Below are 17,213 nucleotides of genomic sequence, written 5' to 3' on the forward strand. Positions count from 1 at the left end.
CCCGGCGGCACCCACCCTGACAGCGCCTGCCCAGACGGCACCGGCCCCGACGGCGCCTGCCCCGACCGTGCCGTCGTCCGTGCCGTCGCCCCTGCCGCCCAGCGTCGTCGTCGAACGGCGCGTCGAATGGACCGACACCGACGCCGCCGGCCACTACCACCACTCCACCGTCGTGCGCTGGGTCGAGGCGGCCGAGGCCGTCCTGCTCCACCGCCTCGGCCTGTCCCACCTGTTCGGCAGCACGCCCCGGGTCCACTTCGAGGCCGACTACCGGGCCCGGCTCTGGTTCGGGGACGCGGTGCGCACCGAGCTGAAGGTCACCAAGGTCGGCTCGGCCTCCCTGCACTACGCCTTCACCGTGCGCGGCGAACAGGGCGGGGAGGCGGCCACCGGCCGCATGGTCATCGCCCACTCGGCCGCCCACGCCACCGGGTCGACCCCCTGGCCCGCCGACGTACGGGAACGGCTGGACACGGCGGGGCCGCAGGAACCCGAACTGCTCACCCGCGCGGAATCCGCGCAATCACCAGGAGGTACGGCGTGCGCGTCGCAGTCATAGGAGGAGGGCCCGGCGGACTGTACTTCGCGGCCCTCACCAAGCAGCTCTCCCCGCACTGGGAGGTCACCGTCTGGGAACGCAACGCCCCCGACGACACCTTCGGCTTCGGGGTCGTCTTCTCCGACGAGACGCTCGACGGCATCGCCCAGGCCGACCGCGAGATCCACGCGGCCATGACCGCCGAGTTCGCCCGCTGGGCCGACGTCGACGTCCGCTACCGGGGCTCCACCCTCACCTCGGGCGGGCACGGCTTCGCCGCCCTCGGCCGCCGGCACCTGCTGCGGATCCTCCAGGAGCGCTGCGCCGCCCTGGAGGTGGACGTCCGCTACCGCACCCAGGCCCCGCCCGCCGCCGAACTCGCCGCCTCGTACGACCTGGTGGTGGCCTGCGACGGCGTACGGTCGGCCACCCGCGCCGCCTACGCCGACACCTTCGGCACCGACCTCGACGAACGCACCGGCCGCTACATGTGGCTGGGCACGGACAAGGTCTTCGAGGCGTTCACCTTCATCGTCGACGAGCACGACTTCGGCACCCTCCAGGTGCACGCGTACCCGTACGACGCCACCCGCTCCACCTTCATCGTGGAGATGGAGGAAGAGGCGTGGCGGCGCGCCGGCTTCGAGGAGTTCGCCGCCCTCGACCACCCGCCGGGCACCAGCGACGAGGACAGCATCCGGCGCTGCGAGGAGCTCCTGGCGGACCACCTCGACGGCCACCGCCTCCTCCCCAACAACTCCAAGTGGCTCCGCTTCACCACGGTGCGCAACCGCACCTGGCGCCACGAGAACGTCGTCCTCCTCGGGGACGCCGCCCACACCGCGCACTTCTCCATCGGCTCCGGCACCAAGCTCGCCATGGAGGACGCCCTCGTCCTCGCCGCCAGCCTGCACGAGCACCCGGACGTGCCGACCGCGCTCGCCGCGTACGAGGAGGAGCGCCGGCCGGTGGTGGAGTCCACCCAGCGCGCGGCCCAGGCCAGCCTGGAGTGGTTCGAGCACATCGACCGCTACACCGGCCAGGACCCGCACCAGTTCGCCTTCAACCTCCTGACCCGCAGCCGCCGCGTCACCTACGACAACCTGCGGGTGCGCGACGAGAAGTTCACCACCGCGGTCAACCACTCCTCGACCGTCCCGCCGATGTTCCGGCCCTACCCGCTCGGCGGACTGCTGCTGCGCAACCGGGTCGTCGTCCCGCCCACCGCCCTGCACACCGCCCGCGAGGGCGTCCCCGGCGACTTCGACCTCGTCCACCTCAGCACGCAGGCCCTCGGCGGCGCCGGCCTGGTCCTCGCCGGGATGACGGCCGTCAGCGCCGACGGCCGGGCCACCCCCGGCTGCCCCGGCCTGTGGAACGACGAACAGGAAGCGGCCTGGCGGCGCATCGCCGACTTCGTCCACGGCCAGTCCGACACCTGCCTCGGCATCCAGCTCACGCACGCCGGCCGCCGCGCGGCCGCGCACGACCGGCAGCCGATCGCCGCCTCCGCGCTGGCCTGGGACGAGCGGAGCCCGGTGCCGCGCGAGGCCGACCGGGCCGACATGGACGCCCTCGTACGGGACTTCACGAGCGCGGCCCGGCGCGCCGACCGGGCCGGCTTCGACGTGCTGGAACTCCAGTACGGGCACGGCCACCTGCTCTCCGGCTTCCTGTCCCCGCTGACCAACCGGCGCACCGACGAGTACGGCGGCGACCTCGACGGCCGGCTGCGGCTGCCGCTCGAAGTACTGCGCGCCGTACGGGAGGTGTGGCCGGCCGGCAAGGCGCTGCTCGTGCGGATCTCCGCCGCCGACTGGGCCGAGGGCGGCACCAGCGAGGCCGACGCCGTCGCGATCGCCCGCGCGCTCGCCGGGGCGGGCGCCGACGCGGTCGACGTCTCCACCGGCGAGGTCGTCTCCCACGAGCGGCCCCGCTACGGCCGCAGCTACCAGACCCCCTACGCCGACCTCATCCGCAACGCCACCGGGGTCCCCACCATCGCCGTCGGCGCGATCTCCACCTACGACGACGTGAACTCGATCATCCTGGCCGGCCGGGCGGACCTGTGCGGCGTGGGCCGCGCGCAGATCCACGACCCGCTGTGGACCCTGCACGCCGCCGCGGCCCAGGGCTACCAGGGCCCGGCCGCCCCCTGGGCGCGCGCCTGGCGGGCGGGCAGCGGCCGGCCCCCGTCGGCGCGCACCGACCGGATCCCGCCCCGCCTCGAACTCCTGCGGCAGCCCGCCGCGTCCGCCCACCGCCGCTGGCTGCCGCGCGCCGCCGCCGCGGCGCCCGCTCCCGTCCCCCGATAGCCGGAGGTCCCCATGCCCATGGACAGGGAGAACCTGCCCCGTTTCACGGCGGCGGCCGTCCAGGCCGCGCCCGTCTACCTCGACCCCGCCGCCACCGTCGCCAAGGCCGTCGACCTGATCGCCGAGGCCGCGGCCCACGGCGCCGAACTCGTCGTCTTCCCCGAGGTGTTCGTCCCCGGCTACCCCTACTGGAACTGGACGATGAACCCGGTCCAGGGCTCCCCCTGGTTCGAGCGGCTCCAGCGGGCCTCCGTCGACATTCCCGGCCCGCACGTCGACGCCCTGCGCGCCGCGGCCCGCCGGCACGGGATCGTCCTCGTCATCGGGGTCAACGAGCGCGCCCCGCACAGCCTCGGCGTCCTCTACAACACCCTGCTGACCATCGGACCCGACGGCGCCCTCCTCGGCGTCCACCGCAAACTGGTGCCGACCTGGGCCGAGAAGCTCACCTGGACCGGCGGGGACGGCAGTTCGCTCGTCGTCCACGACACACCCGTCGGCCCCCTCGGCGCGCTCGCCTGCGGGGAGAACACCAACACCCTGGCCCGCTTCACCCTCCTCGCACAGGGCGAACTCGTCCACGCCTCCTGCTACATCGCCCTGCCCGTCGCCCCCGCCGACTACGACATGGCCGACGCGATCGCCGTCCGCACCGCCGCCCACAGCTTCGAGGGCAAGGTCTTCTCCGTCGTCGCCTGTTCCACCGTCTCCCCGGAGATCGTCGACCTGCTCGCCGGGGACGACGAGGAACTGCGCAAGCAGTTCACCCGTCCCCGCAGCGCGCTGTCCGGCATCTTCGGCCCCGACGGCCGCCCGGTCACCGATCCCCTCGTGGACGACGAGGGGATCGTCTACGGCGAGATCGACCTCGCCCGGTGCATCCAGCCCAAGCAGATGCACGACATCACCGGCCACTACAACCGCTTCGACATCTTCCGCCTCGAAGTCGACAACCGCCCCCGGCTGCCCGTGACCTTCACCGTGCCCCCGGCCCCCTTCACCGACACCGCCGCTCCTGAGGAGGACGCATGACCAGCGAGCAGGACGACACCATGCTCGGCCGCGCCCGGGTCTCCGACACCCCCGAACTCACCGCGTACTACGAGGAGCTCGGCGCGCTCGACGCGGGCGCCCTGTGGACCGTGGCCAACGACATCGAGCCCTGGTACCCGCAGCCTAAGTCCGTGCCCGTGCTGTGGCGCTACGACGAGCTGCGCCCCCACGTCCTCAAGGCCCTCGGCCTCGTCAAGGGCGACGACGCCGGCCGCCGCGTCGTCATGCTCGTCAACCCGGGCCGCAAGGACGTCAGCGCCGCGGCCGGGCTCCTCTACACCGGCCTGCAGATCATGGGTCCCGGCGAGGCCATGACCGCCCACCGGCACCAGGCCGCCGCCCTGCGCTTCGTCCACGAGGGCACCGGGGCCTGGACGATCGTCGACGGCCAGAAGCTGAGGGTCGGCCCCCGCGACTTCGCCATCACCCCGAACGGCACCTGGCACGAGCACGGCAACGACGCCGAGGACGGCCCCGTCATCTGGCAGGACGGGCTCGACATCCCGCTGGTCAACGCCCTGGACGCCGGGTTCTACGAGGTCCACCCCGACCTGTACCAGACCCCGGGGAAGGTCATCAACTCCTCGGTCCTGACCTACGGAGCGAACCTCTTGCCGTACGGGGTGGAGAAGTGGACCCGGCCCCACTCCCCGCTGCTCGCCTACCCCTGGGAGCCCACGTACGAGGCCCTGCGCGGCCTCGCCAAGGCGAGCGAGGGCTCCCCGTACGACGGGGTCATCGCCGAGTACACCAACCCGGTGACGGGCGGCCCGGTCATGCCCACCATGGGCGCCCACATGCAGCTGCTGCGCCCCGGCCAGGCCACCCTCGCCCACCGCCACACCGGCTCGGTGATCTACACGGCCGCCAAGGGCCGCGGATTCTCCGTGATCGCCGGACGGCGCTTCGAGTGGAAGCAGGGCGACATCTTCTGCGTCCCCTCCTGGGCCTGGCACGAGCACCACAACCTCGACCAGACCGAGGACGCCTGCCTCTTCTCCTTCAACGACTTCCCCGTCATGCGCTCGCTCGGTTTCCACCGGGAAGAGGCGTACGCCGACAACGGCGGGCACCAGCCCGTCACCTCCGCCTGACCCACGAGGAGCCCCCCCATGCGCTTGCTGACCTTCACCACCGAAGCCACCGAAGCCACCGGAACCACCGAAGCCACCGAACGCCTGGGCGTCGAGGCCGACGGCCTCGTCCTCGACCTGGCGGTCCTGGCCGACCACGCCGGCGTGCGGCTCCCGCACGACCTGCTCTCCTTCGTCCAGGCCGGCCCGGCCGCGGAGGAAGCGGCCCGGCAGCTGCTCGCCGCCGACCCCGCCGGAGCGCCCGCCGGCGCCGTGCACCGGCTGGAGGACGTGACCCTGCGCGCCCCGCTGCGCCCCGGAAAGATCATCGGTGTCGGCCTCAACTACATCGAGCACGTCGAGGAGTCCAGCCGCAGCCTCGACACCGACAAGGACCTGCCGCCGCGCCCGGTCCTGTTCGGCAAGCCCGCCACCGCCGTCACCGGACCGGGCCAGCCGATCCTGCACAACGCCGACCTGACCACCCAGCTGGACTGGGAATGCGAACTCGCCGTCGTCATCGGCCGCACCGCCCGCCGGGTGAGCGAGGAGGAGGCGTACGACCACATCTTCGGCTTCAGCATCATCAACGACATCAGCGCCCGCGACCAGCGCCGCTCCGGCCAGTGGTTCTTCTCCAAGGGCCAGGACTCCTACGCGCCCTTCGGCCCGGTCATCGTGACGCGCGACGAGATCCGCGACCCCATGGCACTCGACCTCTCGCTGCGCGTCAACGGCGTCACCAAGCAGAAGTCGAACACGCGCCACATGCTCTTCCCCATCGCCCGCCTCATCGCCGACATCAGCTCCGGCATGACCCTGGAACCCGGCGACGTCATCGCGACGGGTTCGCCCTCCGGCGTCGGCGCCGGCATGGTCCCGCCGGAGTTCCTGGCCCCCGGTGACACGGTGGAGGCCACCGTCGAGCTGATCGGCACCCTGACCAACCCCGTCGTCGACGCCCGCTGAGGAGCACCCCGTGGCACCCCGCACCTACCGCATCGGCCAGATCGTGCCGAGCTCCAACGTCACCATGGAAACCGAGGTCCCGGCCATCCTCCGGGCCCGCCAGGCCATCGCACCCGACGAGCGCTTCACCTTCCACTCCAGCCGGATGCGCATGACCCACGTGACCCCGGAACAGCTCAGGGCCATGGACGCGGACTCCGACCGCTGCGCCCTGGAACTGTCCGACGCCCGGGTCGACGTACTCGGCTACGCCTGCCTGGTCGCCATCATGAGCATGGGCCTCGGCTACCACCGGACCTCGGAACAGCGGCTGCACGCCCGCACCGCCGAGAACGGGGCACCCGCCCCCGTCGTCACCAGCGCCGGAGCCCTCGTCCACGGGCTGCACACCATCGGCGCCAAGAAGATCGCGCTGCTGGCCCCCTACATGCGCCCGCTCACGCGGACCGTCGTGGACTACCTCACGCACGAGGGCATCGAAGTCCTCGACTACGAGGCCCTCGAGATCCCGGACAACCTCGATGTCGCCGCCCACGACCCGGCCCGGCTGCCGGGCCTCGCGCGGGCGCTGGAGTACTCGGACGCCGATGCCGTGGTGCTCTCGGCCTGCGTGCAGATGCCGTCCCTGGGCGCCATCGAGGAAGCCGAACAGCTCCTGGGCAAGCCGGTCGTCTCCGCGGCGGTCTGCACCGCCCACCAGATGCTCCGGGCTCTGGACCTCGACGCCGTGGCCCCCGGAGCGGGCCACCTCCTGTCGGGCGCATACGCGCGGACCCCCCTGCCGGGGTAGCCGACGGGCCTAGCGCAGCGGCGGCATGGTGTACGTCGGGATCGAGGGGTCGTTCGGGTCGAAGGGGGTCGGCTTCCAGTCCAACGTCGGGACGTGGGAGGGCGCCGGCGGCGGGGTGGGACCCCGGTAGGGGTTCTGCGGGACCTTCGACGAGCCCGCCGTGCTCCGCTTCGGCGCCGGCTGCGAGCCGCGGCTGCCCGAGGGCTTCGGGGCCGCCGCCGGGGGCGCGGCCGAGGCGGAGGGCTCCGGGGCCGCCGGCTGCGAAGCGGTGGGGGCCGGTGGGGTCGTCGCCGGGCCGGCGCTCGCGGTCGGCGTCGCCGGCTTCTCCGCCGCCGGCGGGGCTCCGCCCTCCGCGGCGCCCGAACAGCCGCTCAGCAGAAGGCCGCCCACCAGCACCACGGCCACGGCCCCCGGCACTCTGCCACCGGTGCTCACGTCCACCACCCACCACTCCCGCATCGTTCACCTGTCCTGCGCGGGGATCGTAGCTCAGCCCCGAGCCCCCGATCCCGGCAGGATGACGGTGACCCCGGCTCCCGTGGCCGAGCCCATCGCGGCGAGCGCGGCCGGGGCCGCGTCCAGCGGGATCGTGGAGGTGACCAGCAGGTCCGGGCGCAGCACCCCGCCCCGGACCAGCTCCATCATCGGCGGGTACGCGTGCGCCGCCATCCCGTGGCTCCCGAGGATCTCCAGCTCCCAGCCGATCACCAGGTCCATCGGAAGGGCCGCCGCGCCGGCCGCCGCCGGAAGCAGCCCCACCTGCACGTGCCTGCCCCGGCGGCGCAGACCGCTCACCGAGGCCGCCGCCGTCACGGGCGACCCCAGGGCGTCGAGCGAGAGGTGAGCGCCGCCGCCCGTCAACTCCCGTACGACGGAAGCGGTGTCGGGGTGGGCCGTGGCGTCCACACCGTGCACGGCGCCGAACTTCCGCGCCAGCTCCAGCGCCCCCGGCGCCGTGTCCACGGCGACCACCCGCGCCCCGGCCGCAGCCGCGATCATCACGGCGGAGAGGCCCACCCCGCCGCAGCCGTACACGGCGACCCACTCGCCCGCCGCGACCCTGCCCTGCACCACCACGGCCCGGAACGCGGTCGCGAAGCGGCAGCCGAGCCCGGCCGCCGTGGCGTACGAGAGCTCCTGGGGCACGGCCACCAGGTTCACGTCGGCGTGGTCCAGGGCCACGTACTCGGCGAAGGACCCCCAGTGGGTGAACCCGGGCTGCGTCTGCCGCGCGCAGACCTGATGGTGGCCCGCCGCGCAGTCGGCGCAGGTTCCGCAGGCGCACACGAACGGCGCCGTGACCCGGTCGCCGACCCGCCAGTTCGACACCCCGGCCCCCACCGCCTCGACCACGCCCGCCAGTTCGTGCCCCGGAACGTGCGGCAGCACGATGTCCGGATCGTGCCCCATCCACCCGTGCCAGTCGCTGCGGCACAGCCCGGTGGCCTCCACCCGCACCACCACCCCGCCCGCCGCCGGACGCGGATCCGGCACCTCCCTGACTTCGGCCGGCTCCCCGTACCGCTCGAAGACCACCGCTCGCATGGCTTCCGCCCTCCGCTCGACTGCCCGGCACGCTACCCGTCCTCAGGGCGCACCGTCCCCGGCCCTCGCGAGAGCCAGCACCCCCGCGCAGATCAGGGCGATGCCCAGCAGCTGGGGGAGCAACCACCAGCCCGACCGCAGGTGTTCCTCGTACAGGACCACCCCCAGGGCGATGCTGATGCTCGCGTCGCCGAGGGTGAGGGCGGGCTGCGAGGCGACCAGCGGCCCGCCCTGCATGGCGTGTTCGAGAAGCAGCAGGGCGCAGATGCCGCTCGCGCCGAAGGCGTACGTCTCCCAGGAGGTCAGGAACGCGCCGATGCCGTCGTCGTCGAGGACGTGCACCGAGGACTTCATCAGGGCGGCGGTGAGCGCGTAGCAGACGGCGGTGGCCGCGCCGAGGCACCCGGCCCGTGAACGGCCGGGCGGGCGGCGCAGCCCGGCCACGGCCAGCAGGGCCACGACGACCGCGCAGGCCGTCAGGGCCACCGCCCACCGCTCGGCCGGCACGTCCGTACGGTTGCCCTGCGGCGAGGCGGCCACCAGAGCGATCCCGAGCCCCGCCACCACCCCCGCCACGGCCAGCCACAACGCCCCCGGCAGCCGCTGGCGCGTCACCAGCGAGGCGATCAGCAGGGCCAGCGGCAGCTCCAGCACGAACAGCGGCTGTACGAGGGCCAGCGCGCCCGTGGCCAGCGCGAGGGCCTGCCCGACACCGGCCGCGATCACCGCCAGGATCCCGCCGACCCACACCGGCCGCCGGAGCAGGTCGAGGACCAGACCGAAGCGGAAGCCGTCGCTCTGCGGCACGGTGAGCGCCGCCCGCCGCTGGAGCACGGTGGCGAGCGCGTTGCTGAGCGCCGCGAACAGCGCGAAGAGGACCGGCAGGACGACGCCCATGCCCCCGATCCTCACCGCCCCCGCCACAGGGCCGCGCCACGACACCGGGCCGCGGCCGTCCCACCGTGCGCATTCGCCCGTCCGGACGCGCGCGTGCGGCGCCGCAGGACTACGGGCGGCGGCCCGGGGCCCGGCGCAGGGCCAGGGCGGCGAGGGCCTCCGGGGCCCCGGACTGGCCGCGGACACCGGGAAAGGCGTTGACGTCCACGATCAGCGGTGTGCCGCCGCCGGTGTCGATGATGTCCACGCCGTAGACGTCCAGCGCGAACACCGCGCCCACCTCGTGCACGAGGCCGGCCCATCCGGACGGCAGGTCGTCCAGGGCCAGCGGCACGTTGGGGCCCCGCCCGCCGGGGGAGAGCTCGGAGCGGCGCCGGGCCGCGAAGACCTGGTCCCCGATGGCCCACAGCTTGTGGTCCCAGCCGTTGTTGGGCGCGTACTCCTGCACCACCACCGGTTCCCGCGGCCAGGCCCGCGCCAACTCCCGCAGGGCGTCGGCGTCGTCGGCGCGGGCGACGAGATCGCGCTTGCGGTTGTGCCGGCTCTTGACGACCACCGGGGCGGTGAACGGGGCCGCGGAGGCCCATGCCGAGAGGGGGCCGACCGTACGCGTCGCGGCGAACGGCAGCCCGGCCCGCAGGGCGAGCCCGGCCATCTCCGTCCGGTCCTGGCACAGTGCGGTGGCCGCCGCGGAGTTCACCACGGCCGCGCCCCGCCGCTCCAGCTCCCGTGCGAGCCCCACGGCGTGCGGGGTCCCCGACTTGAGCAGGTAGACGTCGGCCGGCCGCCGGGGCACCGGCACCGGCGCCGCCTCCCCGGGCGGGGTCGGATCGAGGGACTCGACGACGTGCTCCGGAGCCAGCAGCGCGGCGGCCCCCGCCAGCAGCGGATGCCCGGGCTCCGGGGTGATCAGGCCGATCCTCATACGCTCTCGCCCGCCGGCGCCGGGACCTGCACCGGAATCGACAGGGGCAGCGTCGAGAACGGCAGCGCCGCCGGTGTGGGCTGGGGTGAGGCCGCCTGAGGCTGCGCCTGACCGCCCGCCTGCGCCTGACCGCCCGCCTGCGCCTGACCGCCCGCCCGCGCCAGATCCAGCACCGCCCGGGCCACCCGCGCCGCCGCGTCCGGCACCTGACGGAAGCTCGGGAAGTCGTTCACGTCGACGACCACCGGCCCGTCCGGGCCCAGCAGCACGTCCACCCCGTACAGGTCCAGCCCGTAGACCGCCCCCACCCGGGCAGCGATCGCCGCCACCTCGGCCGACAGCGGCACCCGGCGTTCCCGCACCGAGGGGTCCGGGTGCAGCGGGGAGCAGCGCTCGGTCGCGAAGAGCTCGCCGCCGACCCCGTACACCTTGATGTCGGTGCCCGAGTTGGGCACGTACGGCTGGGCGATCAGCATGCCCTCGCCCGCGAGGAGCGGAAGCACCGTCTCCAGCTGCTCCGGCGAGGACACCAGGCGCACGGCCCGTCCGGAGCTGCCGTCGGCGGGCTTGACCACGAGCGGGTACTCCGCCGCCGGTACCTCCCTGAGCAGTTCGGGGCAGGCCACCGCGTACGTGGCCGGCAGCGGCAGCCCCCGGCCGCGCCCGATGGCGGCGGCCAGCGCCTTGTCCCGTACGCCCCGGATGGACCGGGCGTCGTTGACGGTGGTCATCCCGGCCGCGGCGGCGCCTTCGAGCAGGGTGAGCCCCGGCCCGCCGGAGACGGTCTTGAGCACCCAGGCGTCGTGCGCCCCCGTGTCCACGGCCTCGGACATGCGCAGCAGCGAGCCGCCCGGCCGCACCACGTCGACCCGGTGCCCCCACGCGGTCAGCTGCCCGATCACCTCGTTCGGCATGCCGTCGTGGCGGTAGTGCTCCTCCACCAGGAAGCAGAGCCTCATCGACCTTCCCCATATTCCCCGGACGTCCGCCGATTCCGTCCGGCGAGTTGTGACGTCACAGGATGTCATGGACCGCATTGTGATGATCGGTCCGGCTGTGGGCTTCCTTGCTACGCTGCCCGTTTTGGATCAACGGGGGAGGGATCGGGCATGGGCGATCAGTGGACGGGGCTGCTGGGCGCGCTGGCGTGGAACAGGGCCGCACCGGCGGACGTGCTGCTGCGGCTGCTCGGCCACGAAGACGAGTGGGTGCGACGAGCGGTTGCGCAGCGCGGGGTCCTGCCGCAGGAGGTGATCGAGGCCGTCCTGGTCCACCCGGACCGCCGCGTCCGGATCGCCTTCGCCGGCAACGGCAACGCCGACCCCGACCAGCGTGCCCGACTGCTCGACGACCCGGACCCGGCGCTCCACCTCACCCTCGCGCAGGGCCCCACGGCCTACCGGCGGAGCGTGCCCCCGCTGCCCGACCGGGCGTACGAGCGGCTGCTCGACCACCCCAAGGCCCTGGTGCGCAGCGAACTGGTCACGTGGGGCCGCCCGCCCGCCCACGTCCTTGCGGGACTCGCGGACCACGAGGACCCGATGTACCGGCAGGCGGCCTGCCGCGCCTGGGACCGGCTCGCGGACGGGACACGTGAGCGGCTCCTCCACGACGAGGACCCGGACGTGCGGCAGGCCGCCGCCCTGCGGGTCTGCCACGAGGACGAGGAGCGGACCACCTGGCTCGTCGGCCGGCTGGGGGACGGGTGGCAGGTGGGCGAGGTCCTGGCGAGCGGCCGGCTCACCCGGGAACTCGCCGAACGCGTGGTCGCGGAGGGCGAACGGCTCGCGGCGATCGCGTCCAACCCCTCGCTCCCGCCCGACCTGGTCGCGCGGCTGGCCGTCGACCCCGACCCCCGGGTCCGGCTCCAGGTCTCCGCCCGCCCCGAACTGAGCGAGTCCGAACGCGCCGCCATCGACTACACGGTGGGCGCGGAGGACCGGCTGCCCACCCTCGACTGGGTGTGGGAACGTCGTGAGGACGCCGCGTTCCTGCGGCGGTGCGCCCGGTCCCCGCACACCTGGCTGCGGCGCAGCGCCGCCGTCTGCCCGGGCCTGCCGGCCGACGCCGTCGAACGGCTCGCTCAGGACGAGGACTTCGCCGTGCGGCTGCTGCTCGCCGAGTTCCACCCGGAGCCGCCGCCCGAGCTGCTCCTCGACCTCTACCTGAACGGCACCCACCGCGCCGTGGGCATGCTGGTCGTCCGGCCGGGCTTCCCCGCCGCCGGCCTCGCCGCGCGCCTCGGCGACTCCCCGGACCCGAGCGCCCGGCGCCTGGCCCTGCGCGACCCCGGTCTCCAGCCGGAGCTCCTGGACCGGCTCGGCCGGGACCCGCAGACGCGCGCGGACGCCGCCCGGGACCCCCGGCTCCCCGTGGCCCGGATCCGCGAACTGCTCGCCGATCCCGACCCGGAGGCCGCGGAGGCCGCGCGGGCCGCCGCGGGCAACCCGGCGCTCCCCGCCGAGGACATGCGCCGCATGCTCGACCGGGCCGGGGTGCCCGAAATCCAGGTGAATGATCCGACAATCGACTGCTAGGTTGATCACGTGCCGAAGCTGAATCAGATCATCGCAGTCGAAAAGGGCGTCAAGTCCAAGTCCCTCCAGGAGCTCACCCAGGCTCACCACGACGTCCAGAAGCCCGCCCTGCTGGCCGGCATCTCCCGGACCTACCAGCCCAAGGACGAGGAGGGCGAGCAGCTGCCGCCCGAGTCCACGCGGGTGCAGGTCAAGGCGGAGGACGTGCTGCGGGCGACCGCGGGGACCCTGACGCGGCTGTTCGACGTGACGGCCACCAAGGACTGGGCGAACCGTTCCGCGGCCGCCGACGTCGTCGTGGACGGAACGGTCCTGCTGGCGCAGGTGCCCGTGCCGTACCTGCTCTTCCTCGAGAAGCAGCTGACGGACATGCACACCTTCGTACGGAAGCTGCCGGTGCTGGACGCCTCCGAGTCCTGGAACCTCGACCCGTCGACGGACTCCTGGAAGACGGACCCGGTGCGCACGATCCGCACCAAGAAGGTGCCGCGCAACCACGTGAAGGCCGAGGCCACCGAGAAGCATCCGGCGCAGGTCGAGGTGTACTACGAGGACGTTCCGGTCGGGTACTGGACGACCGTGAAGTTCTCCGGTGCGCTGCCCGCCCGCCGGGTCAACGAGCTGATCGACCGCGTGGAGAAGCTCCAGCAGGCCGTCAAGTTCGCCCGCGAGGAGGCCAACAGCGCCGAGGTCACCGACCAGCGGGTCGGGGACGCGGTGTTCGGCTACCTGTTCAGGTAGCCCCGAAATCTCCCTCTGTATGTCTGCAGGGGGTGCGCGAGAGCGCAAGCTGAAACTGATGTTGAAGCTGAACGAGGGTGTCAGTTGGGGGTTCGAATCCCTCCCCCGGCATTACGAGCCGGGGTGGCCCAAGCTGGTAGAGGCGGCCCTTCAATCTCAGATTATCGCTCCAGTCTCAGTATTCGCCGCCGAACACCGGATCGACCGAGCGTGGACGATCATCGATGGATGGGGGTTCAAGTCCCCTCTGCGCCTCTCTCGTGGCGCGGTAGTTCAAAGGCAGAACACGTCGATCTAAGAATGATCCGCGACTCTTAAACGTGCCGGTGTGCGCAATTGGGTGGCACGCAGGAGCCCGGGAGCTGGATATGCTCCCGGGCTCCGTCACGTTCCGGTCAGGCCGGCACCGGTACGGACACGAAGGCCTTGCCCGCCTCGTTCTCGACGAGGATCGCCTTGACGTCCGCGGGGTCCACGGCCGCCGATCCGTCCAGCGCCGCCCCCTTGGCCTCGCCGTTCTCCTGGCTGCCCGTGACCCAGCCGCCGGCGGTGGTGCGCGTACCGTTCTTGGAGACCACGACCAGCCGGCACCGTTCGCCCGGCGGCACTCCGGTGACCGCGGCACGCACCCGCACCCACTTGGTGGCGGGCGTCATCTGTACGGTCATCCGCGCCCCCGTGACCTTGTCGGTCGCGGAGGCCACCTTGGTCCCGGCGGGCGGCGGCGAAGGGTCCGCCGAAGCCGTCGGGGACGGCGGCGCGGGCAGGGCGACGGAATCGGGATCGCCGGCGCCCAGCGCCGTACCGGCCCAGAACACGGCGGCCAGCGAGGCCGCCACGGCCAGTCCCGCGAGCCCCGCGCGCCGGCGCTCGGCACCGGCCCGCTCACCGCGCATCTGCCGCAGGGTGCGCTGGAGCAGCAGGTCACCGCCCTGCGGCGGCCCGTCGAGGAACGCCTCCTCGGGCACCTCGCCCAGTGCCGCTTCCATCTCGCGCAACGCGGCCACCTCCTCCCGGCACTGCACGCACCCGCTCATGTGATCCTCGATCCGGCGGACCTCCTCGGCGTCCAGGACGCCGAGCACGTACGGGCCGAGCAGTTCCTCCTCGTGCCGCTGCCGGTTCATGCCACCACCTCACGCAGTCCGGCCGGCCGCTGGGGCGGCCCGCCCGGTCGTTTGCCATCTCTGAAGCTGCTTTCCTTCGCACGCTGGTCCCTGAAGACGTCGCGCAGGGCCTTGAGCGCGTAGTGCGAACGCGATTTGACCGTGCCCGCCGGGATGCCGAGGGCGTCGGCCGCCTCCGCCACGCTGAGCTGCCGGTAGTACAACTCCTTGAGGACGTCGCGGTGTTCCGGCGACAGCTGGTCGAGGGCCCCCAGGACCGTCATGCTGTCCACCACCGCGTCGGCGTGGTCCGCCTCCACCGGGGGAGTGGCCGAGGCCCCGGAGACCTCCGGCGGCCGTGCGGCCTTGGCCCGGTACCGGTCGGTGATGATGTTGCGGGCCACGGTGAGCAGCCAGCCGCGCACCGAACCCTTTCCGTTGACCAGCACTTCGGAATGCCGCCAGGCCCGGATGAGCGTCTCCTGGACGACGTCCTCGGCGGCGGCCCGGTCCCCGGTCAGCCGGGTGGCGTACGCGAGCAGGGCGTGACCGTGCTCCTCGTACACCGACTTGATCAGTGCCTCATCGGTCGAGCCCCGCCGAGTGCGGGGCCACAGTGGTCCGGCCATCTCACCCTCTCCGTCTTCCTCGCTTAGGTGGTGCGGTCGGAACACGCCACCGGCGCCCGCACGGTTCACGTGACCTGCGTCACTCAGATCCGGCAGGTGCGGCCCTCGTTGAGGCAGCCGACGACCGCGGCCATCTGTCGGTCGGTCATCGCGTTGACGAACATCGCGTGGTCCGTCTTCGGGCTGTGCCGCTGCTCGGGGAAGGAGTCGAGCGCCACGGGCACCCCCGCGGGGACCTCGTAGGCGAGGGAGACGCGCAGTTCGGGCACCGGGAAGAAGTCCGGCGGGCAGACGCCGTTCGTGCCGGGGAAGCGCAGGTGCGAGCGGTGTCCGGCGCCGGCCGTGTCGATGCCGTTCCAACAGCTGGGGAAGACCAGGGTGCGGGTGACCCGCTCGTCACCCGGGCAGCGCGGGTAGCGGGTGGTGGTCCGGTCCGGGGAGCCGGAACACCCCCAGCGGGCCCGTACGTCGGCGTCGCTGCCCGCCGTGTACGCGACGGCGTCGCCCGTGATGCCCCGCAGGAAGCGCGGCATGGCCACCACCTTGCTCACCGGGCTGCCGCGGAACTCCACCAGGACCGAGACCTCCGGCAGGATCTCGCCCGTGTTCCCGTGCCCCGCCGAGTGCTCGTGGGGGCGCGTACCCGGCCGGTCGAGGCGCCGCAGGACGGGCCAGTAGTACGTGGACCGGTCGCCGCCCTTGCAGCTCGTGGCGGCGGCGTCCAGGGAGGCGTCGGTCGACATCGCGTTCGTGGACAGGTTCCCCACGTACGCGTGCGTGTGGTGGGCTCCGGCCCGCAGGCCCGGCGAAACCACCAGATTGTCCTCGTTGTAGTGGCCCTGCTCGTTGCGGCCGCAGTCGACCACCACCGAGCCGGTGGATCCGTCGGCACCCGGGGCGGGAGCGGCAGTCGGGACGCGCGGAACGTCGCGTATGTCCACGTAGTCGGAGGGCGCCGGACCTCCGGCCGCGGTCCCTCCGTGCGGACCGGCCGCGCGCGAGGCACCCAGCACCGCAGCGGTCAGTCCACCCCCCAGGACCAGGCAGATGACGAGCGTGAGCAGACGGCGTTCTTTCCCCATGGCGGTCACGGTCGCCGGTGGCGCGACCGCCGTCAACCTGGCATCCGCATCGCGGTCCCCGCCCGGTCTCCGGCCATCGGACCCACCCGTTCCCACCAGCCACTCAAACCCCTTGGAGGGGGCTCCGGTTGTCCGTGCGCGTGCTTGCCCGGCCGTGCCGCGACCGCGCAGAGTGGGCGGATGACATCAGCCGCGACACCCGCCGAGCTCCTGCAAGCATTCGCCCGCACCCGTGCCTCGCTGGACGGCGGCGAGGTCACCTACTGGTGGACCGGTGACGTCCACTCCTGGGCCCCGGGCGAGCCCTACCGGCGCCTCTTCGGCTTCGAAGGGATCAACGTCGCCCGCATCGTCCCGGACGAGGAGATCGGCGGCTACCAGCTGCTCTCCAGGGAGGCCGCGTTCTACCTGGACCCCCGGACCCGGGAGATCATGGAGACCTGGGAGGGCAAGCCGGTGGTCCACGTCTGGAACGACCCGGCCAACCAGAAGTGGCGGCCGTTCCCGGTGCCCGTGACCGAACTGGGCGATCAGGTCTGCTTCAGCCTGGAGATCCCGCTCGCCTACCCGTCGCCCCTGCCGGTCGACGAGTACCCGGCGCAGTCGGCCGACGACACCTACCGGGCACTGGAGCTCTTCCAGTTCTTCGCACCCGCGACGGTGCTGGCCACCGACGCGGTGAGCGTCCCCGCGACGATGTCCTGGACGCGTATGTCCCCGTGGCTGCCCTGGATGGAACAGGGCGCGCGCCCCGGCGGCCTCACCTTCCACTGCCGGGGCCGCAAGCTCGACGCGTACACGCAGGTGCCCGAGCGCACCCGGGCGTACATCGCGGACCACCACCCCGAATTCGCGCACGCCCCGGAGAAGTGGAGCGAACCGAACGAGACCAGCTGGACCTACTTCCGCAAGCTCTTCCCGCCCAGCTGACGGCCGCCCTTCCGCCGGCCCGCCACCCCTGCCGAGGGACCCCCGGGGGGTGCGGCAGGGGCCGGACAAGGGTTTTCCCCGTA

At 73.2% G+C, this 17,213-nt stretch carries 16 protein-coding genes and 1 pseudogene; 9 read left to right on the forward strand and 8 right to left on the reverse strand.

Translation table 11 applies throughout. The features are described from left to right. Positions 1 to 181 precede the first annotated feature (181 nt). From ACIPYQ_RS13735 to ACIPYQ_RS13760, 6 genes and pseudogenes are all read left to right on the forward strand, one after another. Positions 182 to 559 (forward strand): annotated as a pseudogene (locus tag ACIPYQ_RS13735) (acyl-CoA thioesterase); the annotation flags it as partial. After that, a complete protein-coding gene (locus ACIPYQ_RS13740) occupies positions 541 to 2,853 on the forward strand; it encodes an FAD-dependent monooxygenase (protein ID WP_401250080.1) in 2,313 nt (770 codons plus the stop codon). The pseudogene ACIPYQ_RS13735 and the gene ACIPYQ_RS13740, both read left to right, overlap by 19 nt. Before the next feature lie 12 nt (positions 2,854 to 2,865). Then, complete coding sequence (locus ACIPYQ_RS13745; protein ID WP_401250083.1) at positions 2,866 to 3,885, forward strand: carbon-nitrogen hydrolase family protein; 1,020 nt, start codon at positions 2,866 to 2,868, stop codon at positions 3,883 to 3,885. Next, entirely contained in the window at positions 3,882 to 5,000 is a 1,119-nt protein-coding gene (locus tag ACIPYQ_RS13750; RefSeq protein WP_401250086.1) for a cupin domain-containing protein, read from the forward strand. Before ACIPYQ_RS13745 ends, ACIPYQ_RS13750 begins: the two co-directional genes overlap by 4 nt. A gap of 18 nt (positions 5,001 to 5,018) precedes the next feature. Continuing rightward, positions 5,019 to 5,948 (forward strand): fumarylacetoacetate hydrolase family protein, encoded by a 930-nt coding sequence (locus ACIPYQ_RS13755; RefSeq protein WP_401250088.1) that lies wholly within the window; start codon positions 5,019 to 5,021, stop codon positions 5,946 to 5,948. Positions 5,949 to 6,012: 64 nt separating this feature from the next. Further along, positions 6,013 to 6,738, forward strand: a complete 726-nt coding sequence (locus ACIPYQ_RS13760) for an Asp/Glu racemase (RefSeq protein ID WP_401250842.1) — start codon at positions 6,013 to 6,015, stop codon at positions 6,736 to 6,738. 9 nt (positions 6,739 to 6,747) lie between these two features. Here the strand turns inward: ACIPYQ_RS13760 and ACIPYQ_RS13765 are convergent, their stop codons facing one another. From ACIPYQ_RS13765 to ACIPYQ_RS13785, 5 genes are all read right to left on the reverse strand, one after another. Then, positions 6,748 to 7,197, reverse strand: coding sequence for a hypothetical protein (locus tag ACIPYQ_RS13765; RefSeq protein ID WP_401250091.1), 450 nt, complete (start codon positions 7,195 to 7,197; stop codon positions 6,748 to 6,750). Positions 7,198 to 7,227: 30 nt separating this feature from the next. After that, positions 7,228 to 8,283 carry a zinc-dependent alcohol dehydrogenase family protein gene (locus ACIPYQ_RS13770; RefSeq protein ID WP_401250094.1) on the reverse strand — a complete coding sequence of 352 codons (1,056 nt, stop codon included), beginning with the start codon at positions 8,281 to 8,283 and terminating at the stop codon, positions 7,228 to 7,230. A 42-nt stretch (positions 8,284 to 8,325) separates the two neighbouring features. Continuing rightward, the gene (locus ACIPYQ_RS13775; protein ID WP_401250097.1) at positions 8,326 to 9,180 is read right to left on the reverse strand and encodes a DMT family transporter; all 855 of its coding nucleotides are present in this window, start codon (positions 9,178 to 9,180) and stop codon (positions 8,326 to 8,328) included. Between the two features lie 109 nt (positions 9,181 to 9,289). Further along, positions 9,290 to 10,105: a RimK family alpha-L-glutamate ligase gene (locus ACIPYQ_RS13780; RefSeq protein WP_401250100.1), complete on the reverse strand. Its 816-nt coding sequence runs from the start codon at positions 10,103 to 10,105 to the stop codon at positions 9,290 to 9,292. After that, positions 10,102 to 11,064, reverse strand: coding sequence for a RimK family alpha-L-glutamate ligase (locus tag ACIPYQ_RS13785; protein ID WP_401250102.1), 963 nt, complete (start codon positions 11,062 to 11,064; stop codon positions 10,102 to 10,104). Before ACIPYQ_RS13785 ends, ACIPYQ_RS13780 begins: the two co-directional genes overlap by 4 nt. A gap of 150 nt (positions 11,065 to 11,214) precedes the next feature. Between ACIPYQ_RS13785 and ACIPYQ_RS13790 the strand changes: the two genes are divergently transcribed. Beyond that, on the forward strand, positions 11,215 to 12,642 hold the full coding sequence (locus tag ACIPYQ_RS13790; protein ID WP_401250105.1) for a hypothetical protein: 1,428 nt from the start codon (positions 11,215 to 11,217) through the stop codon (positions 12,640 to 12,642). 9 nt (positions 12,643 to 12,651) lie between these two features. Next, complete coding sequence (locus ACIPYQ_RS13795) at positions 12,652 to 13,383, forward strand: hypothetical protein (protein WP_361764948.1); 732 nt, start codon at positions 12,652 to 12,654, stop codon at positions 13,381 to 13,383. A gap of 395 nt (positions 13,384 to 13,778) precedes the next feature. On the opposite strand, the gene ACIPYQ_RS13800 is transcribed toward ACIPYQ_RS13795, so the two are convergent. From ACIPYQ_RS13800 to ACIPYQ_RS13810, 3 genes are all read right to left on the reverse strand, one after another. Beyond that, positions 13,779 to 14,510, reverse strand: coding sequence for a zf-HC2 domain-containing protein (locus tag ACIPYQ_RS13800; protein WP_361764951.1), 732 nt, complete (start codon positions 14,508 to 14,510; stop codon positions 13,779 to 13,781). Then, a complete protein-coding gene (locus ACIPYQ_RS13805) occupies positions 14,507 to 15,118 on the reverse strand; it encodes a sigma-70 family RNA polymerase sigma factor (RefSeq protein ID WP_361764954.1) in 612 nt (203 codons plus the stop codon). Before ACIPYQ_RS13805 ends, ACIPYQ_RS13800 begins: the two co-directional genes overlap by 4 nt. Positions 15,119 to 15,201: 83 nt before the next feature. Further along, on the reverse strand, positions 15,202 to 16,200 hold the full coding sequence (locus ACIPYQ_RS13810) for a DUF1996 domain-containing protein (RefSeq protein ID WP_401250109.1): 999 nt from the start codon (positions 16,198 to 16,200) through the stop codon (positions 15,202 to 15,204). A gap of 180 nt (positions 16,201 to 16,380) precedes the next feature. On the opposite strand from ACIPYQ_RS13810, the gene ACIPYQ_RS13815 reads away from it, so the two are divergent. Further along, on the forward strand, positions 16,381 to 17,130 hold the full coding sequence (locus ACIPYQ_RS13815; RefSeq protein ID WP_401250112.1) for a DUF1838 family protein: 750 nt from the start codon (positions 16,381 to 16,383) through the stop codon (positions 17,128 to 17,130). Positions 17,131 to 17,213 lie beyond the last annotated feature (83 nt).

It is taken from the genome of Streptomyces sp. NPDC090045 (assembly GCF_044747975.1).
In the GTDB taxonomy this organism is placed as follows: Bacteria; Actinomycetota; Actinomycetes; order Streptomycetales; family Streptomycetaceae; genus Streptomyces.